The sequence below is a fragment of the Tepidiphilus margaritifer DSM 15129 genome (genome assembly GCF_000425565.1).
In the GTDB taxonomy this organism is placed as follows: Bacteria; Pseudomonadota; Gammaproteobacteria; order Burkholderiales; family Rhodocyclaceae; genus Tepidiphilus; species Tepidiphilus margaritifer.
On sequence record NZ_KE384397.1, the window covers coordinates 30,712 to 55,741 of the forward strand.

Consider the following 25,030-nt stretch of genomic DNA (forward strand, 5'->3'; position numbering starts at 1 on the left):
GTATAAGAGCCCAAAGTCATCCATCTACAAAATACGCCTCTGTGTGGGTGCGTTAAATACCTAGGGAAACCTCGATCAACCCCCGTTTTCCGGGGAATTTGGGGTGAAGCAGACTCTTCATGACATCCGGCACTGAATTCCACTCGATTTCCCCCCGTTTTGGCCGCTCGTTGCGGCCTCGTGCCCCGGTTTTTTCCTGCCCACGGCCGCTTTGGGCACACTGCGGCCGTGGGCAGGCCTCACCAGGGGATGGCGTTGGACTTCACGAGCCACACCGTGCGCCGGATGTTGTAGCAGGCAGCCATCAGGGTGAGGGCAAAGTCGGCTCTGGCCTGTCCGATGGTGCGGATCATCTTGCCGCCCATGGCTTCGATGGCAGCGAACACGTGCTCGACCCGCGCACGCACGCGGGCAATGCGCGTGTTGCGCGCTTTCTGCCGCTTGGGCAGTGGCCGGTGGGGCTTGGCCTTGCGCTGGATCTGCGGCCGGTAGCCTTTGGCCTGCAGCGATTCCTCTCGCTCCTTGCTCGCGTAGCCCCGGTCGGCGTAGACGTCGCTCGCGGCAGGTGTTGCCCGAGTCGAGCAGCTCCTCGAAGTGCTGGCTGTCGTGGGTGCTGGCCGTGTCGGTCTTCAGGCGCCGGATGAGCTTGTGCTTGCGATCGACACAGACCGAAAGTTTGTAGCCGTAGTAGCTCTTGCCGTGTTTCTTGGTCCAGGTGGCATCCAGGTCTTTTTGACGGCGTTTGGCCGGCTTCCACCCGCGGGGCATGGCACGTTGTTCCACGATCTCCTGCTCTTCCCGAGTGAAGTGCTGACGGGGAGCGCGCTACCGGCGTCGCATCCACGATCTGCCCACCCCGGGCGATATAGCCCTTGCGTTCGATTTGGCGCTTCACCGCCTCGAACAGGGCTTGCGCCCCTGCAGCTCCGATGCGGTTCTCGAACAGCCAGATCGTGGTGCGATCGGGAATCGTACGCGAATGCTCCAGCCCACAAAAGCGCTTGAAACTCGTCCGATCAAGGAGCTGGTACTCCATCTGCTCGTCCGAGAGCCCATAGAGACGCTTCAACACCACGATACGCACCATCGTCTCGATCGGATAGGGCGGCCGTCCGCCTTTGGACTGATCCTTCGAGGGAAAAATCTTCTCCACTTCCGCCGCCAGCGCCGCAAAGTCGATCACCGAGTCCATCTCCTGCAGGGGATCGCCCAAGCGATCGAGCTTGGCGCGATGTTCTTCTGCGGCAAAGAGGTCGGGCTGGATCGCGGTGCGGCGCGTCATGGTTCGGGCTCCTCTCGACTCAGGACAGAGGAATTTTATCAGAGGCCGGGGGTGGAGGGGTTTTTCGAGGTGCCCTCGATCTCCCGCAGCGACACGCTTCGCCGGTTGCACTGCTAGAATCGCCCCTTCCCTTTCCCGACCATCCCCGCATGCGTTTCCTCCTCAAGCTCTCCCCCGAGATCATCATCAAGAGCACCTCGGTGCGCAAGACGATGACCAAGATCCTCGCCGACAACGTGCGGCGTCTGGCCGAGAAAGACGGCATCGCCTGCCGCGTGCGCCGATTCTGGGACAAGATCGAAGTCGAAGTGGCCGACGAGGACGGCGCGCGGCTGCAGCGGCGGCTGTGCGACACCCCCGGCATCGATCTCGTGCTGCGCGTGCGCGAGCTCCCTTTGTCCGAAGTCTCGCCGCAGGCGGTGGCGCAAGCCGTGGCCGCGGTCGCCGCGCCCTGGGTGGCCGGCAAGACCTTTGCCGTACGCGCCAAGCGCAAGGGGCGGCATGCCTTCACCTCGCTCGAACTCGAACGCACGGCGGGCACCGCGCTCCTTGCCGCTGCTCCCAGGGCCAAGGTCGATCTCACGCACCCCGAGGTGACGGTGGCGATCGAACTCGCCGGCGACGTGCTCGAGCTCGTGGAGGCACGGGAACGGGGGTTGGGCGGTTTTCCACTCGGCGCGCAGGGCGAAGCGCTCGCCCTCGTCTCCGGCGGGTTCGACTCGAGCGTGGCCGCCTTCCTCATGCTGCGCCGGGGAATCAAGACGCACTTCGTCTTCTTCGACCTGGGCGGAGCCGAGCACGAGGCGGCCGTGCAGCAAGTGTGCCACTACCTGTGGCAACGCTACGCCCGTTCGCATTCGGTGCTCTTCGTCTCCGTGCCCTTCGGCGAGGTGATCGAGCGGCTGCTCTCCGACGTGCGTGAAGGCTACATGGGCGTGATGCTCAAGCGCCTGATGCTGATGGCCGCCTCTCGCCTGGCCGACGAGCTCGGGCTCGACGCGCTGGTGACCGGCGAGAGCCTCGCCCAGGTCTCGAGCCAGACGCTGAGAAACCTCGCCCTCATCGACCGGGCCACCGACAAGCTGGTGGTGCGCCCGGTGGTGGCGCTACACAAGAACGAAATCATCGCCTGGGCCGAGCGCATCGGCACGCGCTCTTTTGCCGAGCACCTGCCGGAACACTGCGCCGTCATCTCCAGGCGGCCGGTGATCCACGGCTCCTTCGAGCGGCTCGCCGAGCTGGAGCAGAACTTCGACTTCACGGTGCTCGACCGGGCGCTCGCCGCGCGCAAAACCTGGAAAATCGAGGCGCTCGCCACGCCTCCCGAAGCCGGTGAGGCGCTGCCTGTCGTGACACGCAAAGCCCCCGGCGAGCTCCTCATCGACATCCGCCCCCCCGAGCTCGCCGACGAAGCGCCGCTGCCCGAGGCCGATCTGGTGATCCCTTTCTTCGCCCTGCGCGAAGCCACCTTGCCCGAGGCGCAGCGCTATCTGCTCTACTGCGACCGCGGGCTGCTGAGCCAGTGGCACGGCCGGGCGCTCGCCGAGCGCGGGCTGGACGTGGCGGTGTATCAGCCGGCGCGCGCCGGTATAGTGGCCCCCGAATTTGAGACACCGGTTTAAGCTGTCGTCCAAAGAGGACGATGACATGAGCGAAGGCAAGAAGCGCAAGGTGCATCGCTCAGCGTTCAAGACGAAAGTAGGGCTGGAAGCGCTCAGAGGGGTAAAGAGGCTCAACGAGATCGGGCAGCACTACGGCGTGCATCCAGTTCATGTTGATGAACCTGCTCGAAGCAGCCAATCCCAATCCCCAGATCCGCTTTCATGCGACCGACTTCAAGCCCTCCCACATCGCCGGCGCCCGCGCCTTGGCTGCAGAGGCCGGCCTGCAAGACGCAATCGTCCCCATCCGTACCTGGCCCCTCATGCGGCGATTGGACAATCCGGTCATGGCTGCCCATAATGTGCGATGCAGCACGGACCGTTTTTCCCACCGATCGAGGAAATCGCCATGAGTGACACCACAGCGTACGTGCCACCAAAGGTCTGGAAGTATTGCGCGCCCTCGGGTGGCCGATTCGCCAGTATCAACCGCCCGAGCGCCGGCCCCACCCATGACAAACCGTTGCCGGTGGGCAAGCATCCGCTGCAGCTCTATTCGCTGGCCACCCCAAACGGCGTGAAAGTCACCATCATGCTCGAGGAGTTGCTCGCCCTCGGCCATGCCTGTGCCGAGTACGACGCCTGGCTGATCCGCATCAGCGAAGGCGAGCAGTTCTCCAGTGGCTTCGTCGAGATCAATCCAAACTCGAAGATTCCGGCGCTCGTCGATCGCAGCGGCGCAAAGCCACTACGCGTGTTCGAGTCCGGCTCGATCCTCCTCTACTTGGCCGAGAAGTTCGGTGCCTTCCTGCCCACCGACACGGCTGGACGCACCGAGACCCTAAACTGGCTGTTCTGGCAGGTGGGTTCGGCCCCCTTAGTGGGCGGCGGCTTTGGTCACTTCTACGCCTACGCACCGGAAAAATACGAGTACCCCATCAACCGCTATGCCATGGAGACCAAGCGCCAGCTCGACGTGCTCGATCGCCTGCTGGCCGAGCGTCGCTACATCGTCGGCGATGACTACACCATTGCCGACATGGCCATCTGGCCATGGTATGGCGCTCTGGTGTGCGGCGAGCTCTACCAGGCGGCCGAATTCCTCTCGGTGCAAGACTACAGACACGTACAGCGCTGGGCCGCCGAGATCGCCACACGCCCCGCCGTGATCCGCGGACGCAAGGTCAACCGCACCTGGGGCGAAGAGGACGAGCAAGTACCAGAGCGCCACGATGCCTCGGACTTGGGCTAATTGGGACAATGGGTTCGAGGGTGTAAGATCACGGTGCGCCACGCCTTGCAAAGGCACGCTGCGCTGGTGCGAAACCTCGTCTGATACCCCGGCGCAGCTCGCGCTGGCTTGGGTGTTGGCGCAGGGCGAGGACATCGTGCCCATCCCCGGCACCAAGCGCCGCGCACGGCTGGAGGAGAACGTCAAGGCGCTGGAGGTACGGCTGAGCGCCGAGGATCTGGCGCGCATCGACCGCATCCTGCCGCCCGGCGCCGCCGTCGGGGAGTCGCCAATCGCTGGCGGGCTGAAAATCCCGAGGGAGCGCTCGAGGACGCCGGCTGGGCAGCGAACGCTTATTTCCAACCCTGATTCGCTCGACGGATCACTTTCACCGGCACGGGGCTGACCCGGTACCGGTCCGACAAAGGGGTAGACGATGAACGAGAACATCCGGGGAAAAATCGTGGTAATCACCGGCGCGAGCAGCGGCCTGGGCGAGGCGACGGCGCGCCGACTAGCCGCCGAGGGCGCCATCGTGGTGCTCGGTGCGCGGCGGCTCGAGCGCATCCAAGCGCTAGCGGCCGAACTGGGCGGCGAGGAGAAGGCGCTGGCCCTGCGAACCGATGTGACCGACCGTGGTCAGGTGGAGGCGCTGGTCAACGCCGCGGTGCAGCGCTACGGGCGGGTCGACGCCATACTCAACAACGCCGGCCTGATGCCCCATTCACCGCTGGAGCGGCTCAAGGTCGATGACTGGGATCGCATGATCGACGTGAACATCAAGGGCGTCCTGTACGGTATCGCTGCGGCCCTGCCACACATGATCCGCCAGCGATCCGGACACATCCTCAACGTCGCTTCCGTCGCTGGCCACAAGGTGCGCGCCGGCAGCACGGTCTACTCGGCCACCAAGCACGCGGTGCGCGTGATTTCCGAAGGTCTGCGCCAGGAAGTGAAGCCCTACGGCATTCGTACCACCATCCTCTCCCCCGGTGCGGTGGCCACCGAGTTGCCGAACAGCATCACCGAGCCGGATGTGGCGGAGAACGTCCGCAAGCTCTACGAGATCGCCATTCCTGCCGATGCCTTCGCCCGGGCCGTGCTCTTCGCGATGAGCCAGCCGGACGACGTGGACATCAACGAGATCCTGTTTCGCCCCACCGCGCAGGAATACTGAGACTGAGGTCTTTGCGCCGAGGCATCAACCCGGCGGGTGATTCGCTCGCCGCCGAGCACCAGGCCTTGCCGTCTCGTCCGTTTCAAGGGAGCCGCCATGACCACCCGCAAACCGCAAATCGTCATCACCTATTGCACCCAGTGCCAGTGGCTGCTGCGGGCCGCCTGGCTTGCCCAGGAACTGTTATCCACCTTTGCCGACGACCTCGGGCGGGTGGTTCTGGAGCCGGGCACCGGCGGGGTGTTCCGCATCACCTGTGACGGCGAGCAAATCTGGGAGCGCCAGGCCGACGGCGGCTTCCCCGAGGCGAAGGTGCTCAAGCAGCGCGTCCGTGACCGCATCGCTCCGGGCCGTGACCTCGGCCATAACGACCGCCACTGAACGCGCTGCAGGAGTGCCAAGGGACAGCATGGAGAGCACCAACGTATTTTCTCGTCTGCATGGTACCGGCCGGTGCAAAGGGCCATGTGGCAGTGGCGCCGCTCGACGAATTCCGTGTGGGAGGACTGGTGCGCGATCGGCCCACCGAAAGAAGTCCGGCTCAAGCGCAGGAACGACAGAAAGACGCGCCCGGCCCCGTGGCGCTTGATGGGCGGCTCGGGCCTCAGAGGGCACTTTGGTTCACTCGCTTGGCCAATGCCTCGGCGCTTTCCTTGCGCTCGCTATAGCGGTCCACCAGATACGGCACCGCGTCGCGCGTGAGCAGCGTGAACTTCATCAGCTCCTCCATCACGTCCACGATGCGCTCGTAGTACGGCGAGGGCTTCATGCGGCCGGCCTCATCGAACTCCTGGTACGCCTTGGCGATCGAAGACTGGTTGGGGATGGTCAGCATGCGCATCCAGCGCCCCAGCACGCGCATCTGATTCACCGCGTTGAAGGACTGTGAGCCGCCCGAGACTTGCATCACCGCCAGCGTCTTGCCTTGGGTCGGGCGTACCGCGCCAACCGACAGCGGAATCCAGTCGATCTGGGTCTTCATTAGGCCACTCATCGCACCGTGCCGTTCCGGCGAGCTCCATACCATGCCTTCGGCCCACTGCACCAGCTGGCGCAGTTCCCTGACCTTGGGGTGATCTTCGCTGGCGTCGTCCACCAGCGGCAGGCCCGACGGGTCGAAGAAGCGCGTCTCACCCCCGAGCGCGCGCAGGATGCGCGCCGCTTCCTCGGCGGCCAGGCGGCTGTACGAGCGCTCGCGCAGCGAACCATAGAGCAGCAGAAAGCGCGGTGCATGGCTGGCACGTGGGGGCGTCAGCAGCCGTTGCCTGTCGGGCTGCTGGAATAGCGTGGCGTCCAGATTCGGCAGATCGATGAGCGCGTCAGACATCTTGCCCCCGCGCATCCACCACCGGTTTGCCGTCTTCCTTGCTGAACGCGCCGCGCTGCGGCTGCGGCAGGATCTCCAGCACGGTTTGCGCGGGGCGGCACAGGCGCGTGCCCAGCGGCGTGACCACGATGGGCCGGTTGATCAGGATGGGATACTGGAGCATGAAGTCGATCAGTTCCGCGTCGCTCCATTTCGGATCGGCCAAGCCCAGCTCCGCATAGGGCGTGCCCTGCTCGCGCAGCACCGCGCGCACCGGCACGCCCATGGCGAGGATCAGCTGCTCGAGCGTGTCGCGCTCGGGCGGCGTTTTGAGGTACTCGATGACGATCGGCTCCTCGCCGCTGTTGCGGATCAAGGCGAGCACGTTGCGCGAGGTGCCGCAGTTGGGGTTGTGGTAGATCGTGATGTGGCTCATGATGAAAGGCTTCCTATCTATGGGCGGGCTGCGCGCCGCGTTCGTACCAGCCGCGTGAGCGATTGACCACGTGCACGACCAGCAGCATCACCGGCACCTCGATCAGTACGCCGACCACGGTGGCCAGCGCGGCGCCGGAGTGCAAGCCGAACAGGCTGATGGCGGCGGCCACCGCCAGTTCGAAGAAATTGCTCGCGCCGATCAGTGCCGAGGGGCACGCGACGCTGTGCTGCTCGCCCGCCTTCCGGTTGAGCCAGTAGGCCAGGCCGGCATTGAAGAACACCTGGATCAGGATCGGCGCCGCCAGCATGGCGATGACCAGCGGCTGGTGCAAAATGGCTTCTCCCTGAAAGGCGAACAGCAGCACCAGGGTCAGCAGCAGCGCGGCGATCGACAGCGGACCGATGCGCTCCAATGCCTGATCAAACGCGGCCTGGCCTCGGCGCAGCAGCGCACGGCGCCAGAGCTGCGCGAGGATGACCGGGATCACGATGTAGAGCATCACGGAAATCAACAGGGTATCCCACGGCACGGTGACGGCCGACAGGCCCAACAGCAGGCCAACGATGGGCGCAAAGGCGAATATCATGATGACGTCGTTGAGCGCCACCTGCGACAGCGTGAACACGGGGTCGCCGCCAGTCAGCCGGCTCCAGACGAACACCATCGCCGTGCAGGGCGCAGCGGCCAGTAGGATCAGACCGGCAACATAGCTGTCGAGCTGGTCGGCAGGCAGCCAGTCGGCGAAGAGCCGTTGGATGAACAGCCAGGCGAGGAGCGCCATCGAGAACGGTTTGACCGCCCAGTTGACGAACAGAGTGACGCTGATGCCACGCCAGTGCTGGCGCACCTGACCCAAGGCGCCGAAGTCCACCTTCAGCAGCATGGGAACGATCATCACCCAGATCAGCACGCCGACCGGGAGGTTCACCCGAGCGACTTCCATGTGACCGATGGCCTGGAATACGCCGGGCGCGAACTGCCCGAGCACGATGCCGGCGACGATGCACAGCAGCACCCACACGCTCAGATAGCGCTCGAAGACGCTCATGGATTCAGGCGCTCGCGCTGATTGCACGGCTTCGCGGGCTGCGTCCCGCGTGGCCGTCCCGCTGCGCCGATGCTGCACCACCCGGGCTGCGACGAGATGAGCGCCAGGCGATGGGGCTCAACACGCGATGCAGGCATGGGAATCGTCGCTGGCTTGGCACACGCCGCCCTGGCAGCAGTGCTCGGTCAGATAGCCGAGCAGGTCATTCATGTGGCCATACTCGGCGCGGTAGATCAGGTTGCGGCCCTGCTGCTCGATCGTGACCAGGCCGGCACGGGCCAGCTCCTTCAAGTGAAAGGACAAGGTGTTGCGGGCCACCTCCAGCTGCTCGGCCAGCACGCTCGGGGTGAGCCCTGCAGGGCCTGCGGCGACCAGTGCGCGGAACACGCGCAGCCGTTGGGTATGGGCCAGGGCACTCAGGGCGGATACGGCTTGGGTCTCATCCATAATTCAATGATACCACGTCTATTGAATCATCGCGCAAGAGCTCAACAGAGCAAACTTCAGGCGTGCAGCGTTGCGCCAGCGCTCTATACTAGCCTAGCGCGGGTGGACGACGAGGCCACGCGCCGGGTCTGGAACAGAGCGACTATCCTTTTGTTCGGTGTTTGTTCGGTGGCCATGCGCATTCTGCGGCACGGCTCATCGGTGCAGCTGCTGCTGAATCGCTACAAGGAGCACCGTCGTCGGGCGTTTTCCTGCAGCGGTGATGAACAATGACCCGCGCGGGTTCGTGATGGGTCCGCCGCGCCCGCATCTGCAGAAAAACACAGGGCGCCGCGAAAAACCGTCGCGAGCGGCTGCAGGGCAAGGCGCACGGAGCGCAGGAGGCGAGACATATCATGAAGATAGGCGAGCATCCGAGCACCGCGCAACGCCGCCATGCAGCCGCGCAGTAGGTTGTTCGAGGCGCCCCACAGATGCCCCCTTTTTCCGTTGGAGTATCGCCATGTCCCGATTGTCCCACACCCGTTTTTCCGTACTCGAGCTCGCGCCGATCCGCGACGACGGCACACCTGCCCAGGCGCTGCATAACGCACTGACCCTGGCCCGCCATGTCGAGGCGCTCGGCTTCACCCGCTTCTGGGTCGCCGAGCACCACAACATAGACGGCATCGCCAGCGCCGCCACTGCGGTGCTGATCGGCTACATCGCCGCCGGCACCTCGCGCATCCGCGTCGGCGCTGGCGGCATCATGCTACCCAACCATGCGCCGCTGGTGATCGCCGAGCAGTTCGGCACGCTGGAAGCGCTCTATCCGGGGCGCATCGACCTCGGCCTGGGCCGGGCGCCGGGCGCCGACCCGTTCACCGCCCGCGCCCTGCGCCGCGACCGCCTCGGCAGCGCCGACGACTTCCCCGCGGACGTCGAGGAGCTGGAATACCTGCTCGGACCCGCGCAGGACGGTCAGCGGGTCGTCGCCATGCCCGGCGTCGGCAGCCAAGTGCCGCTCTGGCTGCTCGGTTCGAGCCTATTCAGCGCCCAGCTGGCGGCGGCCAAGGGCCTGCCCTACGCCTTCGCCTCGCATTTCGCACCGCGCTACATGCACGAGGCGATCCGCCTGTACCGTGAGAATTTCCGCCCCTCGGCAGTGCTGGACGAGCCCTACGTGATGCTTGGCGTGCCGCTGGTCGCCGCGCCGACCGACGAGGAGGCCCAGTACCTGGCCACCACGGTGTTCCAGCGCGTGCTGGCGCTGATCCGCGGCCAGAGCCTGCGCTTGAAGCCGCCGGTGCGGAGCATGCAGTCGCTGTGGCTGCCCCACGAGCAGGACGCGGTCGGCAGCTTCCTCGGCATGGCGGTGATCGGCGGGCCGGAAAAGGTCCGTGCGCGGCTCGACGCGATCCTCGAGCAGACCGGCGCCGACGAGCTGATCTTCACCTGCGACGTCTACGACCCGGACGCGCGCCTGCGCAGCTTCGACATCCTCGCTGGGCTGCACGACTGAGCGCGGCGCAGGGGCCTTCGGCGCTCATGCCGGCACGCGCGCCAGACGCCTCCGCACCTATGCCGGGAAGGGCTTGTGATGGGGATGCTCCGGTTGCACATTTCATCCGCGCTGTCCGCATGCCAATGCGCGCTGCAAGGAACAAGCGCCGGCGCCCCATACGTATCGCTCGAGCATCGTGTCGTGTCATGCGATCGAGGAGGGACGTCTGGCCTGAACCGCCTCGCTCTATCAAGGAAAAGGCGAGAGGAACACCGGGGGCTTTCGTTCATCGCTTCCGTTGAAGCAAGCCCCGCCGTTCATGGCGGTGAAGGAGTGCGCCGATGCCATAGCCGTCTTTGTCATCCCCTATTGAACGTGATGGGCACCTCGAAAAACCCCTCCACCCCCGGCCTCTGATAAAATTCCTCTGTCCTGATTCGAGAGGAGCCCGAACCATGACGCGCCGCACCGCGATCCAGCCCGACCTCTTTGCCGCAGAAGAACATCGCGCCAAGCTCGATCGCTTGGGCGATCCCCTGCAGGAGATGGACTCGGTGATCGACTTTGCGGCGCTGGCGGCGGAAGTCGAGAAGATTTTTCCCTCGAAGGATCAGCCCAAAGGCGGACGGCCGCCCTATCCGATCGAGACGATGGTGCGCATCGTGGTACTGAAGCGCCTCTACGGGCGCTTGGACGAACAGATGGAGTTCCAGCTCCTCGATCGGATGAGCTTCAAGCGCTTCTGTGGGCTGGAGCATTCGCGTACGATTCCCGATCGCACCACGATCTGGCTGTTCGAAAACCGCATCGGACCGGCAGGGGCGCAAGCCCTGTTCGAGGCGGTGAAGCGCCAAATCGAACGCAAGGGCTATATCGCCCGGGGTGGGCAGATCGTGGATGCGACGCCGGTAGCGCGCTCCCCGTCAGCACTTCACTCGGGAAGAGCAGGAGATCGTGGAACAACGTGCCATGCCCCGCGGGTGGAAGCCGGCCAAACGCCGTCAAAAAGACCTGGACGCCACCTGGACCAAGAAACACGGCAAGAGCTACTACGGCTACAAACTCTCGGTCTGTGTCGATCGCAAGCACAAGCTCATCCGGCGCCTGAAGACCGACACGGCCAGCACCCACGACAGCCAGCACTTCGAGGAGCTGCTCGACTCGGGCAACACCTGCCGCGAGCGACGTCTACGCCGACCGGGGCTACGCGAGCAAGGAGCGAGAGGAATCGCTGCAGGCCAAAGGCTACCGGCCGCAGATCCAGCGCAAGGCCAAGCCCCACCGGCCACTGCCCAAGCGGCAGAAAGCGCGCAACACGCGCATTGCCCGCGTGCGTGCGCGGGTCGAGCACGTGTTCGCTGCCATCGAAGCCATGGGCGGCAAGATGATCCGCACCATCGGACAGGCCAGAGCCGACTTTGCCCTCACCCTGATGGCTGCCTGCTACAACATCCGGCGCACGGTGTGGCTCGTGAAGTCCAACGCCATCCCCTGGTGAGGCCTGCCCACGGCCGCAGTGCGCCCAAAGCGGCCGTGGGCGGGAAAAAACCGAGGCACGAGGCCGCAACGAGCGGCCAAAACGGGGGGGAAATCGAGTAGAATTCAGTGCCGAGTGTCATGAAGAGCCTGTTTTACCCCAAATTCCCCGGAAAACGGGGGTTGATCGAGGTTCCCCGGTACACGAAGATTATACCCCTGCATTTTGTTTACTTCACCCTCCTTTTCCGCGCCGGAGGCCCTGGCTTTTAAGCCTGGGGAGGAAGGCGCAGTGTACGAAAACTGCGGCCGCATCTGACACGCCGGCGCCAACGCGGCGCTTACTCCTTTTGGGCTCCTCGAAAGGGCACGGGGCGGAGGCCACGTCCCGGCAGCCGCTTGCCTTGAGGTGGAACCGCCACCGGTGGGTGAGGCACCGCGAATCTGCCGCCGGTACGCCAAGCGGCGAACGGCAGCCGAATGGCGGCTTATGCCGCCTGAAGGAATCCCAGGGCTTTAGCCCTGGGGAGGAAGTGAAGCCCTTTTCGGGCAAAAACCCCTATCAAAGATTTCAACGACACTTTTTTAGAACGTTATCGTTCCAGTTTTTAGTTAACCAACAACGGTAGCACAAGGGGTTGCGGGACCGGATCCTCTGCCAGATTGACGTTAAATCCCGATTTTACGCCGGATTTATACGACATGTCCCGGATTCCCATCCCTCACCCTTCCAATCCTGGGGGCAGCCGCTTCAGCACCACCTTTTCCTCCTCCGTAATCTCGTACCAGCCCGGTTCCAGGCAGCGGTGTGACGTCCGATAGTATGGTGTAAAAACGGGTGGCCGGAAAGAAGGAAGGGCCATCCATCCCCTGGAATAGAGGTAGTGGACCCAATAGCAACATCCAGGGAGGGATGGAAATGGCCCATACTTCAGATTGCCATTGACCAGGAGCAGGTGAAAAGCCTGTTGCAAGAAGACACTGGGCTGGCAAAGTTGGTGGAGGCCGTCCTCAATCAAATTCTTGAGGCGGAGGTATCTCAGTGCGAAAGCCTACGAACGGACGGATACGCATCGTGGATATCGAAATGAACCCCGTCCTCGCCTGCTCATACCCGTGTGGGGACGCTAGAACTCTTAGAGCCCCGTGTTCGACAGGGGAACTTTCGGACCACGCGCGCTCATCTTATTGACCTAATCGTTTCAATAATGCCTCCCGCCAACTTTCTGAAAGCTCTTCCAGAGCAAGAATCCTCCTGATTCCATCCACATTGTCCTTTTCGTGATACATAATCCGATTGGCATAAGCAATCGTAATTCATTGGGGGTGACGACTAATCAGCCGTACAGGCGAATTTTTCTCTACCCAGCCTTCTTGTAAAACACGACAATAAAATCCGGTAAATCCCGTATTCTGAATTTGGTTGGGTAAATCTTGCACACTCAATTTAATGCTCAATTTATAACAGGGTTGACGAGGCTGACTTACCTGGACCAATGCCTCTCCTAATTGAAATATGTCACCAATACAAACCTCCTCTTCCACCATTCCAATCATGGTCAAATTTTCACCAAAAGAACCGTATTCCAACGACCTCCCAAGTTTCTTTTCCCAATAAGAATAATGCTCGTAAGAATACGCACAGACCGCCTTGTCTTTCCCACCATGATGAACTAGATTCGCCTGGCCGTCACCTTCAAAGTTTAAAAATGAGAGGTAAACTGGGTGCTCTACGGGTTTTTTGAATATACCGGTAGATACCTCCTTCCCCTTGTATAGAACAGTTTTCGGCTTTGCTACGTTAATCGAGACAATTTTATATTGATTCCCATTCATTAAAATTCCCCCTAATGGTCTGGTGTTAGACCCAAAAACGTCATTGGAACCCAATACCACTTGGCAAACCCTTAGCCATGGCAACCCCGTAAACGGGTTCAGCAAATATCATGCTTGTAGACGCTCGAATGCCTCTAGACATGTCTTGCAGGTACTACTTTTCCTTTCTCTATCCTTCATTCGCGCAGGCATACAGTTTGTTAATTTATGAAAGAAAAAACGGAAACCTTCATCTGTAAATCAGATGAAGGTTTTTTATGTTCTTTCAATCTCTCTCTGACATTTGTTCCTCATCAAAAATGTCTTGTGCGATTTTGAAACTATCCAGTGCGGCAGGAATCCCACAATAAACGGCAGTTTGTAAGAAAACCTCACGGATTTCCTCAATAGTTACACCATTACGCAGTGCTCCCCGAATATGAATCGCTAATTCATTAGGTCTGTTTAAGGCTGTCATTATTGCAAGATTGATGAGGCTCCTTGTCTTAAGATCAAGACCAGGGCGAGTCCAAATTTCTCCCCAAGCAAATCGGGTAACCAAGTCTTGAAACGGTCTCGAAAAATCCGTCGCAGTTGCAAATGCCCTCTCGACATAATCTTCACCCAGAACCTTTTTACGAACCTTTAATCCTTCTTGGTACTTCAACTCGTTCACCATGGAAAAATCGCTCCTTTCTCATCAAGATAGCAATGGTCAAAAATAACCTTAGGAGTTACACTAGAACAATGAGTCAAAATACTGAGGAAAGTCCTTGCCCCGGATTCATCTCCGTGAGTTGTATCCCATTGACCAGCACAATCGTCGGAAACCCAAGAAAATAACCAAAACTCACTTTATCATGATCCTCGTAAACCGATCCAAAATTTCTTCCGTTTCTTGAACAAGCCGTCGTACAATTTCGCCCGCACTCGCTTCTCGACTCAAACCTGATCCCTGTCCCGCCCACAAAGACATGAAATCTGGATTTGCTTCCCGTGAAGCCCAGTTTCGAATGGGACGAGTTAGGGCGTTTTGGAGGGGATACGGGGGTATTGCTCCCTTGTAATGTTGCATGGAATTAATGAAAGCATTTCGAATTCCACGGGCAGGTTTACCTGAAAAAGCAGTCGTGATAACGGTATCGACATCCCGACTATTCAGGATCGCTCGCTTGTATTCAGGGTGTGCCCCGCTCTCACGACTAACGAGAAAAGCTGTCCCCATCTGAACACCAGATGCCCCGAGCGCGAAACAGGCCACGATCCCTCTTCCATCCATGATTCCCCCTGCTGCAATGACGGGCACGCTGACCCTATCCACCACCTGCGGGATGAGCGCCATAGAGCCTATTAACCGAGATTCATCGAAGCCGAGAAAAGATCCTCGATGTCCACCGGCTTCATAGCCTTGGACAACGATGGCATCCACATTCATTTTTTCAAGTGTTGTTGCCTCCTCGACAGTAGTCGCAGTACCAATAACATAAATATCCTTTGATTTTAACTCCTCTATTTCTTCCGCAGTTGGATGACCGAACGTAAAGCTACAAACGGGAACTCTTTCTTCTAGCACGACTTCCAATTGCTTTACAAATTGATCCTTTGACGGCTGCTCTATAGGTACATTCTCAATCTCGTCAGCAACACCACTTGCATGGGGTACCATCCGCTTGAGATGGTCCTTCATCGAAGCAACGGCGGTCAAATCTACTTGCTCATCCCTTTCCGGAACGAAAAGATTCACGCCAAATGGCTTATCCGTCAATTCCCGTATTCTGTGAATCGCTGCCCGCATTGAGTCCGCGGACATGTAACCCGCTCCCAGAAAACCAAGTCCTCCAGCGTTCGAAACGGCTGCAACCAATTCGGGTGTGGTCGGCCCTCCAGCCATGGGAGCCTGAATGATTGGATACTGGATACCTAACGCTCGGGTTAGCACCGTCTCATTCCACATGGTAACCACCCCTTCGACTTACTTGAATTGTTTGGGAACATGACGCGTACCGACCCATCACAAGCAACACGCCCCCCACAAAGATGATAATAGCTGCACCTATTAAGGACCAACTATAACTGTGAGTTTGCTGTTCGATAAGAGCTCCTGCAATTGGCCCCAATATTTGACCAATGCCATAACAAGCCGTCAAATACCCGATCGAACGATTGCTCTGATCAGAAATGTTTCTTGCAAGCGAAGTGGCCAAGGTGGTAATCCCCATGAACGTTCCACCAAATAGAAATGCACTCAGAAGGATTCCTGTTGCATTCGATTGAACCACAGGAATGACGATACCGATAGCTTGCAACAGGTATGCACACACGAGTGTTCTTACGTGTCCATAACGCTTCCCAACCCAAGCCCAGAAAAGAGTAGACGGAATAGCCCCAAGGCCAGCAATCACCCAACTGAGCGAGCTTACCTCCTTGGTAGATGGAGAAGACATGGCGATATCCACCAGGAACGTTCCTGTAATGATATACCCCAACCCTTCCAAGCCATATGAAGCGAGTAACCAGTAGAAGAAACTCGCATTTTGATCTTGCTGTGTTTGGATAGTTTCAGTGTCAGACACCACCGATTTACGTGAATCCTCTGTCCAGAATAAAGGGGCCGGGCTGAGTAATAGGCACAAAAGCATTAACCCTAGCCACGCGCCTCTCCAATCGGCCAGCTGATTCAAAAAGGGGACGAAAAGCCCACTGATCACAATACCAATTCCAACACCGCTATAGAAAAGCCCGGACCATGCTGATCTGTTCTTAGACGCAAGAAAATCCAGTGTCATACTCGAGGCAAGTACGAAGACAATACCACTGCTTATTCCCGAAATAAATCGGTAAACTGCCCATCCTACTAAAGATGTTGTTAATGCCATAGCCCCATTGCATAAAATGTTGATTACAAGAGAAACGCGAAACACTTTTTGTTTGTTACTCTTTTGGACTCTACTGCCCAACAACGCGCCCAGAAGATAACCAAAGTAATTGCTGGCAGCTATATAACCGGCATCAGCATTTGAAAAGTGTAAAGCCTCTTGCATCAATGGAAAAATGGGGGTATATGCAAACCTTCCAATTCCCATGGCGATCACAAGGGCACAGATACCGGCAATGGTTACACAGAGAAGTTTTAGCATCCCTTTCTGCGACCTCCGGATACGGTCGTGCGATGCATTTTATTTTGAGTTTGCTTGAGGTCTCTAGAGATTACCTTCAATATTTCTCGACTTATTGCGTCCGATTCACTTAGTGTAACCGAGTTGACCCCCGGACGGATTCCTGCGGCCGTTACCCAGTGTACCCCCTCAGTGGGAACTCCGAGCGCAAAACGACGAGGATGTACGTTTCCATTCGCATCAACCAATCTGTTGGGCGGTGGGGTCACTTCAAGTCCCCCAGTGACATAGGCCGTCCCATCAGAACAGGGTATAGCAAAGGCTCGGCACTGACCCGTCTCCAGGAGATGTTTTAAGAGGGGTTCCGTGGTACGCCGTAAATCGACCCCTGGAATCCTGGCTTCAATGAGCACACGAGCCTCCACATCGCTACCCTTTACACGTGGCGAGATTGCCTTAAATCGCGGTGGATCTTTCAACATTTCAATCTGTAACTCCGGCCCTATTACTTCAAGAATACCAGCCTCTATGAGAGCTATCATTTCTTCAATTCGCGAAGCCGGCGGTCCAATTGACAAAAAGGCATTGAAGGGTGTATACCAACGATCAAGATCATCACGGTAGGATTCGCCACTGATACCGCCGTGATCAACCACCAAACGAACTTCGTTGCGGAGATCCCGCAGCGCATCTAAAGCTGCCTTCAGTGGTCCTTCAACATTTCCCTTTCGCGCCTCGGACACATCTTTGCGGAGATATTCGAGTAACCACTCCCGGTACTCGTCAGGGCTTTCGAATGTTCTTGTGCCAAATGGATTCGCCAGCCGCTCCCAACTAAAACGCTGATCCTGGTCAATTTCAAACTGATTTAAAATTCCTTCCTCTTCTGGGCTGTTCCATGGACATTTTTTGTAAAGTTCCTTGAACTTTTCCGCCCGACATTCACAATCACGCGATCGGATTAATGTATAGTAATATAAAGTTTCTACCTCTTTTGCAATGAGAGGCCACACATCCCTGCGAAAATTGATTTGTTCTCCTTTTTTGGTTCGAACGTGTAACTGATCAATCACTTCATGTGTGAGAAACTGCGGATGATAGCGTCCATATGGCCCTTTCTGATTTTCCCCACGTGCATGGTAAGGAACGCCACGTCGAGAACTGGCAAAAAGCCGTGGTTCACGTCCGGAAGGTTCGTAGACCAATCGTCCTTGGTGTCTGATAAAACGACCACCTCGACCAACTGTAAATAACGCCATGTAGTCGAAGAAATTCAATCCAAGGCCCCGAAGGATAACTTTTTCCCCCGCACCAATGTTATCGAGATATACGTCTGCAGGGTTTGCCGGTGGGACGTATAGCAATCCGTTTTCTAAAGCAAATTTTTGTAAACACTGTTCTTCTTCGCTCAGTGCTATCGGAGTATGACCCAAAGCAAGCACAACAGCGTTAACAATAAGTGGTTGTTCCTCATTGTCAAGTTTAATCACTTGTCGACCATCAAAATAATCATCAAGGGACACTGCTCGAGCTTTGTGAGAACGAATAGTAACATTGGCCGGAGCATAACGTAAGATCTTTCGGTAATCCCATTGTAAATAATAACCATAAAGTGCTCGTCTGGGATAAGAATCTGGCTTAAGTTCGCGAGCTTCTTCTAATACCCACTCATCGTACTGATCTTCCTCATCCAATAAGGGGAGAAACCGTGCCCATTCGTATAGACTTGGACCTGGTATTTTCGGCCCTTCACAGACAACACTCTCATCTGTGAACACGGTAACCTGTGATGCCACAGTGTTCATCAACAAATGCTTCGACTGGTCAGTTCTCCATACACTCCCTGCGCCAATTTGATACGGGTCTATGACATGGATTTCAATACGTTGATCCGGTATGAGTTCAGGAATATTAGCACAGAGGCGTTCTAGAACAGAAAGACCGCGTGGCCCCATACCCACAATCGCAATTCGAAGCGGATATTGAGTCATGGCGCACCCCCCCCGGAATGCATCCAAACAATGTCGGCTGTATTCCGTGGTGAAATAGAAGCAGGAGATTCACTCTTGCAGCAGATGCGGAGCTATAATAATAGCGTTCTAATTCACCTCCTAACCGAGAAAGCTGTTCACTGAATTGTATTCGCATATTTTCGATTCCATTCTAATCCACCCCAAGCGCAAATGTTAACAATATGATGTCGAGATCGACGACGGAAACCGGCCCGATGATGAGGACCAGCTGCGCGAACAGCTGGAGCGCGAACTGGAAGAGATCAAGCGACGCAAGCGGAAGTGGCAGATGGCCTTCGCCAATGACGTCATTACGTTGGACGAGCTTCGGGAGCGCATGGCAGAGGAGCGGGCCCGCGAGGAGGCCGTCATGCAGCAGCTGGCCCAGCTTGGGCAGCCTGATGATCATCCGGCCAGGCGGTTAACAGCGCAGGAAGTGATCGAGTTTGCGCGCGAGCTGCGCGCTAAGTGGTCCTATTTCGAGCCTGAGCACAAGAAGGCGGCCATACAAACGGGCACCTCGAAAAACTCCTCTACCCCCGGTCTCTGATAAAATTCCTCTGTCCTGATTCGAGAGGAGCCTGAACCATGGCACGCCGCACCGCGATCCAGCCCGACCTCTTTGCCGCAGAAGAACATCGCACCAAGCTCGATCGCTTGGGCGATCCCCTGCAGGAGATGGACTCGGTGATCGACTTTGCGGCGCTGGCGGCGGAAGTCGAGAAGGTTTTTCCCCCGAAGGATCAGTCCAAAGGCGGACGGCCGCCCTATCCGATCGAGACGATGGTGCGTATCGTGGTGTTGAAGCGCCTCTATGGGCTCTCGGACGAACAGATGGAGTTCCAGCTCCTCGATCGGATGAGCTTCAAGCGCTTCTGTGGGCTGGAGCACTCGCGCACGGTTCCGGATCGCACCACGATCTGGTTGTTCGAAAACCGCATCGGACCGGCAGGGGCGCAAGCCCTGTTCGCAGATCCAGCGCAAGGCCAAGCCCCACCGGCCACTGCCCAAGCGGCAGAAAGCGCGCAATACGCGCATTGCCCGCGTGCGCGCGCGGGTCGAGCACGTGTTCGCTGCCATCGAAGCCATGGGCGGCAAGATGATCCGCACCATCGGACAGGCCAGAGCCGGCTTTGCCCTCACCCTGATGGCTGCCTGCGACAACATCCGGCGAACGGTGTGGCTCGTGAAGTCCAATGCCATCGCCTGGTGAGGACTGCCCACGGCCGCAGTGTGCCCAAAGCGGCCGTGGGCAGGAAAAAACCGGGGCACGAGGCCGCAACGAGCGGCCAAAACGGGGGGAAATCGAGTGGAATTCAGTGCCGAGTGTCATGAAGAGTCTGTTTCACCGCGAGTTTCCCGGAAAATAGGGGTTGATCGAGGTTCCCCAGTGTCTTGATTTCGGTGGCCACTATACATCGTGACGCAGAAATCTCCGGGCGAGATCCTCATCGACATCCGCCCCCCCGAACTCGCCGACGAAGCGCCGCTGCCCGAAGCCGACCTGGCGATTCCCTTCTTTGCCCTGCGCGAAGCGAAGCTACCCGAGGCGCGGCGCTATCTGCTCTACTGCGACCGCGGCCTGCTGAGCCAGTGGCACGGCCGGGCGCTCGCCGCGCGCGGGCTGGAAGTGGCGGTGTATCAGCCAGCGCGTTCGGCCTGAGCCGATTCACCGGCCACGAGCCGGGAACGGGGCACGAAGGCGAAAGCGAGCACGAAGAGCATCGCCCCCCAGAAGGCGACCAGGCCGGCGAAGGGCCAGGGCATGTCGCGCGCCAGCATGCCGAGCACCACCCCGGTGAGAAAGGCGATCGACATCATCACGAACCCGCTCAGGGCGGAGGCCACGCCCGCCGCCCGCGGAAACGCGCCGACCGCCCCACTCTGGCCGCACGGCTGATGGATGCCATGCGCGATCATGAAGCCGCAGAACGGCAGGAGCAATCCCATCGGCCCGCCTCGCCCGATCAGCAGCAGGATCACCATCACCACTCCCGCCGTACAGGAGAGCATACCGCCCGCTTGCACCGTGCGCCTCAGCCCGAAGCGCCCGAGCAGGCGGCGGCACAGCACCGTTCCGCAGAGATAGGAGGTGGCGCTGGCGAGCATCACCAGGCTGTATTCGGTGGGTGAAAACCGGTAGAAATTGATGAAGATGAAGGAAGAACTGGCGAGAAAGGTGAAGAGCCCACCGTAGGAAGATGAGGCGAGCAAGGTAAAGATCCAGAAATCCCGGTGCCCCAGCACCTCGCGCCAGGCCTGCAGCAGCGCCGCCGGGCGCAGGGCGTGTGGGTTGCGCCGCGCCAGCGTCTCGCGAAAGATGCGCCAAGTGAGCGCCAGTGTGATCGCCCCCGCCACGGCCAGCACGAAGAGGGTCGCCCGCCAGCCCAGGACGCGCACCGTCGCCCCGCCGACCAGGGGGCTGAGGCAGGCGAGGAGCCCGAGGCCGGAGAAGGCGCGACTCAAGAGCTTCGCCCCGGCCAGGGGATCGTGCAGGTCGCGCACGATCGCCCGCCCCGCCATCACCGACGCCCCCAGCGCCACCCCTTGTACCACGCGCCAGCCGAGCAGCTGCGCCATGGAGGTAGCGAAAGTGCAGCCCAGCGCCGCCGCCACGTAGAGGCTCAGCCCCGCGAGCAGGATGGGCTTGCGCCCGAAGCGATCCGACAAGGGTCCCCAGAAGAGCTGCGCCACGCCGAAAGCAAAGAGCATCGCCGCCAGCGTCTGCTGCGCCTGCGCCACGCTCGCCCCCAGACTGGCGGTGATCCCCGGCAGGGCCGGTAGATAGAGGTCGGTGGTAATCGGCTGCAGCCCCAGCAGGAGGGAGAGCAGGACGACGGTTTGCAGTTCGGTCATCGGCGTTCCGTTTCGTTTGCGGGAAGATCTTGCTGTCCAGACAAGATTATCCCACCACGAACAAGGATATCGCCCTCTCGCCCCTTCCTTCACAAATCCGTCCTGGCGTTTTCGATGAGCGCGGCCACCTGCTGCGCATCATCCAGCGCATGGGCGGCGAGCAGGGCGAATTTGGCGAGGAAGAGGCGGACCTTGTCTTCGGGGACGGCGTCGATCGCCTCGGCCAGGAGGTCGTAGATTCGTTCCAGATCGGCGATGTTCATGCGGACTCTCCCAAGCGGTTGACGAGCCGTTCCAGGACGGGGGCGATGCGATGAACGGCGCAGTTGCCCCAGCGGGCGGCGACGTGCTGGTCGGGACGCACGAGGTAGGTCGCGCCGTCGACACTTGCGCCGTATTTGCGCCAGCAGCGGCCCTCGGGATCGGGCAGCGTCAGGTCGGCGCCCTCGACGTGGTCCCGGCCGAGGCTGATGGCGAGCAGCCGCAGCGGCACGCCCCGCGCCCGCAGGCGCTGCAGCAGCGCCGTGACGTCGGCTGGCAGCGCTTCACGTTCGGTGAAGACGAGCAGGTGGATCGATTCGTCCCAGTGATCGAGCAGGAAATCATCGAGCCCGAGCTTGACGTTGGGGATCGGCGCGCCGTCGACTGGCCCTTCGAGGAAAAGCGCCTGATCGTCGTCGCGCGCGTTGAGGCGCGAGTGCGCATAGACGTGCGGGCGCGACGTGCGCCAGTGAAAGAGCGGCCCGACGAACCCGTTCTTCAGCGAGAGCGAGAGCACCGCGTCGCGCATCGTGCGATGGCCCGTGGTGGGCGGCGTCATGAAGCGCGTGCTGCGTCCAGCCTCCTCGATGATCTCCTTGGCGGCACCGACGCGTTCTTCGGAATAGGAGGCGAGCAGGGAGCGGCCGGACCAGCCGTGCAGCGTGAAGGCGAGTTTCCAGGCGAGGTCGAACGCATCCTGGAATCCGGTGTTGGCACCGCGCACGCCGAAGATGGGCAGTACGTGCGCCGCGTCGCCGGCGAAGACGACGTGGCCATGGACGTAGTTTTCGAGCGTGAGGGCACGGGCGGAATAGACCGAGCACCAGTCGAGCTCCCAGGATTTGCCTTCGTAGCCGATCATCTCGAGGTGCGCGTCGATGCGCGCCTTGAGTATCTCGAAGCGCAGCGCCTCCTGCGGCTCTTCGCCCTCCGGCAGACGGAAGTCGATGCGCCAGATACCAAAGGGCTGACGGTGCATCAGCACGGTATTGCCGGGATTCCATTCGGGATCGAAGAAGGCGAGCCGCTCGGTGGGCAGATCGAGGTCGATCTTGATGTCGGCGATCACGAAGCGCCCGGCGTAGGAATCCCCGACCAGCGACAGCCCCAGGAGGCTGCGCACGCTCGAGCGGGCACCGTCGGCGGCGACGAGCCAGTCGGTCGAGAGGGTATATTCCCCCAGCGGCGTGTCGATGCGCGCCTCCACCCCGTCGTCGCGCTGGCTCAGACCGATGAGCCTGTTGCCCCAGCGCACTTCGACGAGGCCGCTGCGACACACCTCGTCGAGAAGAAACTCTTCGAGGTATTGCTGCTGCAGGTTGATCATGGGGTAGAAACGGCTGTCTTCGTCGTGCGGCGCCTCCATGCGGAATACCCGCTGCCCGCGATAGTAGGAGTTGCCGAAGCGCCACGGCAGCCCGATTTCGGCGATGCGGCGCGCCACGCCCGCCTGCTGCAGGATCTCCATCGAGCGGCGCGTATAGACGATGGCGCGGCTGCCCTCGCTCACCTGCACTTCCGAGTCGAGGATGACGCTGGGGACGCGGTAGCGGGCGAGCAGCAGTGCCAGCGTCATGCCCACCGGTCCGGCGCCGACGATGACGACTTTCTGGCGGGGCTCGGTTTCACGGGGCAGATAGGGCGGAAAGACTCGATAGCGGTAATAGACGGACTTGCGCGGTTCAGCGTTTGGTTGGTGCATCTCCCCCTCCCTGGTTCGGTCGCAAATGGATCTCCGCGAGCGCACGGCCGGGTGCGCCACGAAAGGGCGATCGGTGCCGCCCTGTTTTGTGAATGGCGCGACCTGCCCTCAGGCGGGCTGCGGCGCGTCCGGTTGGCAGGCGGGGGCCGCTTGCCGGAACGCGGGCAGCGCCTCGCAGGCGTCCACGATGGCGCGGATGCGCGGAAAGGTGTCCAGCGAACACTCGTAGCGCCGGGCATTGAAGACCTGCGGCACGAGGCAGCAGTCGGCCAGCGTGGGGGTGTTGCCGTGGCAGAAGCGGCCGGTACGGGGATCGTCGAGCAGCCGTTCGAACGTGTCGAGCCCCCGTTCGATCCAGTGCCGGATCCAGTCGAGTTTCTGCTCCTCGCTCACGCCGAGCCGTTCGGTGAGGTAGCGCAGCACGCCGAGGTTGTTGAGCGGATGCGTGTCGCAGGCGATCGTCAGCGCCAGGCCGCGCACCCGCGCCCGCCCCAGCGGGTCGGGCGGCAACAGGGGCGGCTCGGGATGGGTTTCTTCGAGGTATTCGATGATGGCCAGCGATTGCACCAGCACCTCGCCCCCGTCGGTCTGCAGCGCCGGCACCAATCCCCCGGGATGGATCGCCCGGTATTCCGGCCGGTGCTGCTCGCCGCCGTCGCGCAGCAGATGCACCGGCACCGCCTCGTACTCCAGCCCCTTGAGCGCCAGCGCGATGCGCACGCGATAGGCGGCGGAACTGCGGAAGTAGGTGTAGAGTTTCATTTCCCCAACCCCCTCACCCGGTTGCGGATGCTGCCGAAAATCGACGCGCCGTTGGCGTCGTGCATGGCGATCTCAACCGTGTCGCCGTGGCGCATGAAGGGCGTCTGCGGCGCGCCCGATTCGATGGTCTCGTACATGCGCACTTCCGCGATGCAGCAGTAGCCCACGCCGCCGTTCTCGATCTTGGAGCCGTAGAGTCCGCCCTGCTTGTTGGAGACGGTGCCCGAGCCGACGATGCTGCCGGCCTCCATCTCGCGCGTTTTGGCGGCGTGGGCGATGAGGCGTCCGAAGTCGAAGGTCATGTCGATGCCGGCATTGGGTCGGCCGAAGGGGCGGCCGTTGTATTGGACTTCGAGCGGCAGGTGCAGCTTGCCGTCGCGCCAGGCCTCGCCCAGTTCGTCGGGGGTGACCGCCACCGGGCTGAAGCTGGAGGCGGGCTTGGACTGGAAGAAGCCGAAGCCTTTGGCGAGCTCGCCGGGCACGAGGTTGCGCAGGGTGACGTCGTTGACGAGCAGCACCAGGCGGATCGTCTCGAGCGCGGCCTTAGGGTCGATGCCCATCGGCACGTCGCCGGTGATCACCGCCACTTCGGCCTCGAAGTCTATCCCCCAGGATTCGTCGGCGACGATGTCGTCGCACGGCCCGATGAAACTGTCGGAACCGCCCTGGTACATCAGCGGATCGTCGTAGAATGAGGCGGGTACTTCCGCGCCGCGTGCCTTGCGCACGAGTTCCACGTGGTTGAGATAGGCCGAGCCGTCGGCCCACTGGTAGGCGCGCGGCAGCGGGCTGTGGCAGGCGGCGGGGTCGAACGGACGCGCATCTTTCAGGGCACCGCGTTCGAGCAGCCCGGCGACGAGCGCGAGGTCGTCGCGCACTTCGTCCCAGCGATCGAGCGCCTCCTGCAGCGTGCGGGCGACGGCGCCGACGGGGTGGCAGCGGCCGAGGTCACGGCTGACGACGACGAGGGTGCCGTCGCGGCCGCCGTCTTTGAGCGTGGCGAGTTTCATCGGTCG

The 25,030-nt window shown here is 60.5% G+C and carries 21 protein-coding genes and 7 pseudogenes; 13 read left to right on the plus strand and 15 right to left on the minus strand.

Going from position 1 to position 25,030, the window contains the following annotated elements; all coding sequences use genetic code 11:
- Positions 1–239: 239 nt before the first annotated feature.
- Positions 240–1,282, minus strand: a pseudogene (locus H607_RS12355) (IS5 family transposase).
- Positions 1,283–1,431: 149 nt separating this feature from the next.
- Between H607_RS12355 and thiI the strand changes: the two are divergent.
- The 6 genes and pseudogenes from thiI (at position 1,432) to H607_RS0108810 (ending at position 5,672) form a co-directional block, all read left to right on the plus strand.
- On the plus strand, positions 1,432–2,904 hold the full coding sequence (thiI, locus tag H607_RS0108790) for a tRNA uracil 4-sulfurtransferase ThiI (RefSeq protein WP_028875133.1): 1,473 nt from the start codon (positions 1,432–1,434) through the stop codon (positions 2,902–2,904).
- Positions 2,905–3,059: 155 nt separating this feature from the next.
- Positions 3,060–3,296: a hypothetical protein gene (locus tag H607_RS0108795; RefSeq protein ID WP_141056139.1), complete on the plus strand. Its 237-nt coding sequence runs from the start codon at positions 3,060–3,062 to the stop codon at positions 3,294–3,296.
- Positions 3,293–4,135, plus strand: a complete 843-nt coding sequence (yghU, locus tag H607_RS12360; RefSeq protein WP_037990181.1) for a glutathione-dependent disulfide-bond oxidoreductase — start codon at positions 3,293–3,295, stop codon at positions 4,133–4,135. The genes H607_RS0108795 and yghU overlap by 4 nt, the downstream gene beginning before the upstream one ends.
- Positions 4,116–4,397, plus strand: a pseudogene (locus H607_RS12365) (aldo/keto reductase); the annotation flags it as partial. The gene yghU and the pseudogene H607_RS12365, both read left to right, overlap by 20 nt.
- Positions 4,398–4,550: 153 nt before the next feature.
- Positions 4,551–5,291, plus strand: coding sequence for an SDR family oxidoreductase (locus tag H607_RS0108805; protein WP_028875135.1), 741 nt, complete (start codon positions 4,551–4,553; stop codon positions 5,289–5,291).
- A 96-nt stretch (positions 5,292–5,387) separates the two neighbouring features.
- On the plus strand, positions 5,388–5,672 hold the full coding sequence (locus H607_RS0108810) for an Rdx family protein (RefSeq protein WP_028875136.1): 285 nt from the start codon (positions 5,388–5,390) through the stop codon (positions 5,670–5,672).
- A gap of 223 nt (positions 5,673–5,895) precedes the next feature.
- Here the strand turns inward: H607_RS0108810 and arsH are convergent, their stop codons facing one another.
- The 4 genes from arsH to H607_RS0108830 form a co-directional block, all read right to left on the minus strand.
- Entirely contained in the window at positions 5,896–6,618 is a 723-nt protein-coding gene (gene arsH / locus H607_RS0108815; protein ID WP_028875137.1) for an arsenical resistance protein ArsH, read from the minus strand.
- A complete protein-coding gene (gene arsC, locus H607_RS0108820) occupies positions 6,611–7,033 on the minus strand; it encodes an arsenate reductase (glutaredoxin) (RefSeq protein WP_028875138.1) in 423 nt (140 codons plus the stop codon). Before arsC ends, arsH begins: the two co-directional genes overlap by 8 nt.
- Before the next feature lie 13 nt (positions 7,034–7,046).
- Positions 7,047–8,084: an ACR3 family arsenite efflux transporter gene (gene arsB / locus H607_RS0108825; protein ID WP_051240790.1), complete on the minus strand. Its 1,038-nt coding sequence runs from the start codon at positions 8,082–8,084 to the stop codon at positions 7,047–7,049.
- A gap of 117 nt (positions 8,085–8,201) precedes the next feature.
- A complete protein-coding gene (locus H607_RS0108830) occupies positions 8,202–8,531 on the minus strand; it encodes an ArsR/SmtB family transcription factor (protein WP_028875140.1) in 330 nt (109 codons plus the stop codon).
- Positions 8,532–9,033: 502 nt separating this feature from the next.
- On the opposite strand from H607_RS0108830, the gene H607_RS0108835 reads away from it, so the two are divergent.
- From H607_RS0108835 to H607_RS12370, 3 genes and pseudogenes are all read left to right on the plus strand, one after another.
- Complete coding sequence (locus H607_RS0108835; RefSeq protein ID WP_028875141.1) at positions 9,034–10,032, plus strand: LLM class flavin-dependent oxidoreductase; 999 nt, start codon at positions 9,034–9,036, stop codon at positions 10,030–10,032.
- Positions 10,033–10,120: 88 nt separating this feature from the next.
- Positions 10,121–10,249 (plus strand): annotated as a pseudogene (locus H607_RS13765) (ABC transporter ATP-binding protein); the annotation flags it as partial.
- A 220-nt stretch (positions 10,250–10,469) separates the two neighbouring features.
- Positions 10,470–11,512, plus strand: a pseudogene (locus H607_RS12370) (IS5 family transposase).
- A gap of 1,163 nt (positions 11,513–12,675) precedes the next feature.
- Here H607_RS12370 and H607_RS12950 read toward each other — a convergent pair.
- From H607_RS12950 to H607_RS12385, 5 genes and pseudogenes are all read right to left on the minus strand, one after another.
- A pseudogene (locus tag H607_RS12950) lies at positions 12,676–13,326 on the minus strand (MOSC domain-containing protein).
- Between the two features lie 265 nt (positions 13,327–13,591).
- On the minus strand, positions 13,592–13,984 hold the full coding sequence (gene pcaC / locus H607_RS12955) for a 4-carboxymuconolactone decarboxylase (protein ID WP_051240791.1): 393 nt from the start codon (positions 13,982–13,984) through the stop codon (positions 13,592–13,594).
- Positions 13,985–14,155: 171 nt separating this feature from the next.
- Positions 14,156–15,259: an NAD(P)H-dependent flavin oxidoreductase gene (locus tag H607_RS12375; protein ID WP_037990188.1), complete on the minus strand. Its 1,104-nt coding sequence runs from the start codon at positions 15,257–15,259 to the stop codon at positions 14,156–14,158.
- Positions 15,249–16,442, minus strand: a complete 1,194-nt coding sequence (locus H607_RS13185) for a YbfB/YjiJ family MFS transporter (RefSeq protein ID WP_037990191.1) — start codon at positions 16,440–16,442, stop codon at positions 15,249–15,251. The genes H607_RS12375 and H607_RS13185 overlap by 11 nt, the downstream gene beginning before the upstream one ends.
- Positions 16,436–18,412, minus strand: a complete 1,977-nt coding sequence (locus H607_RS12385) for an FAD/NAD(P)-binding protein (protein WP_037990195.1) — start codon at positions 18,410–18,412, stop codon at positions 16,436–16,438. Before H607_RS12385 ends, H607_RS13185 begins: the two co-directional genes overlap by 7 nt.
- Before the next feature lie 310 nt (positions 18,413–18,722).
- Here H607_RS12385 and H607_RS13190 point away from each other — a divergent pair, with 310 nt between their 5' ends.
- The 4 genes and pseudogenes from H607_RS13190 to H607_RS0108890 all read left to right on the plus strand — a co-directional run bounded on the left by H607_RS13190 (position 18,723) and on the right by H607_RS0108890 (position 20,096).
- Positions 18,723–18,983, plus strand: coding sequence for a hypothetical protein (locus H607_RS13190; protein ID WP_083962003.1), 261 nt, complete (start codon positions 18,723–18,725; stop codon positions 18,981–18,983).
- Between the two features lie 38 nt (positions 18,984–19,021).
- Positions 19,022–19,402, plus strand: a pseudogene (locus H607_RS13800) (transposase); the annotation flags it as partial.
- A gap of 4 nt (positions 19,403–19,406) precedes the next feature.
- A pseudogene (locus H607_RS13805) lies at positions 19,407–19,607 on the plus strand (transposase); the annotation flags it as partial.
- A gap of 246 nt (positions 19,608–19,853) precedes the next feature.
- Entirely contained in the window at positions 19,854–20,096 is a 243-nt protein-coding gene (locus H607_RS0108890) for a rhodanese-like domain-containing protein (RefSeq protein WP_028875147.1), read from the plus strand.
- Here the strand turns inward: H607_RS0108890 and H607_RS12390 are convergent.
- From H607_RS12390 to H607_RS0108915, 5 genes are all read right to left on the minus strand, one after another.
- On the minus strand, positions 20,075–21,289 hold the full coding sequence (locus H607_RS12390) for a multidrug effflux MFS transporter (RefSeq protein WP_037990197.1): 1,215 nt from the start codon (positions 21,287–21,289) through the stop codon (positions 20,075–20,077). The genes H607_RS0108890 and H607_RS12390 overlap by 22 nt on opposite strands.
- An 89-nt stretch (positions 21,290–21,378) precedes the next feature.
- Positions 21,379–21,552, minus strand: a complete 174-nt coding sequence (locus H607_RS13250) for a DUF2783 domain-containing protein (protein WP_088178260.1) — start codon at positions 21,550–21,552, stop codon at positions 21,379–21,381.
- Positions 21,549–23,252, minus strand: a complete 1,704-nt coding sequence (locus tag H607_RS12395; RefSeq protein WP_083962004.1) for an FAD-dependent monooxygenase — start codon at positions 23,250–23,252, stop codon at positions 21,549–21,551. Before H607_RS12395 ends, H607_RS13250 begins: the two co-directional genes overlap by 4 nt.
- A gap of 108 nt (positions 23,253–23,360) precedes the next feature.
- A complete protein-coding gene (gene maiA / locus H607_RS0108910; RefSeq protein ID WP_028875148.1) occupies positions 23,361–24,014 on the minus strand; it encodes a maleylacetoacetate isomerase in 654 nt (217 codons plus the stop codon).
- Positions 24,011–25,024 carry a fumarylacetoacetate hydrolase family protein gene (locus H607_RS0108915; RefSeq protein WP_028875149.1) on the minus strand — a complete coding sequence of 338 codons (1,014 nt, stop codon included), beginning with the start codon at positions 25,022–25,024 and terminating at the stop codon, positions 24,011–24,013. Before H607_RS0108915 ends, maiA begins: the two co-directional genes overlap by 4 nt.
- Positions 25,025–25,030: the final 6 nt, after the last annotated feature.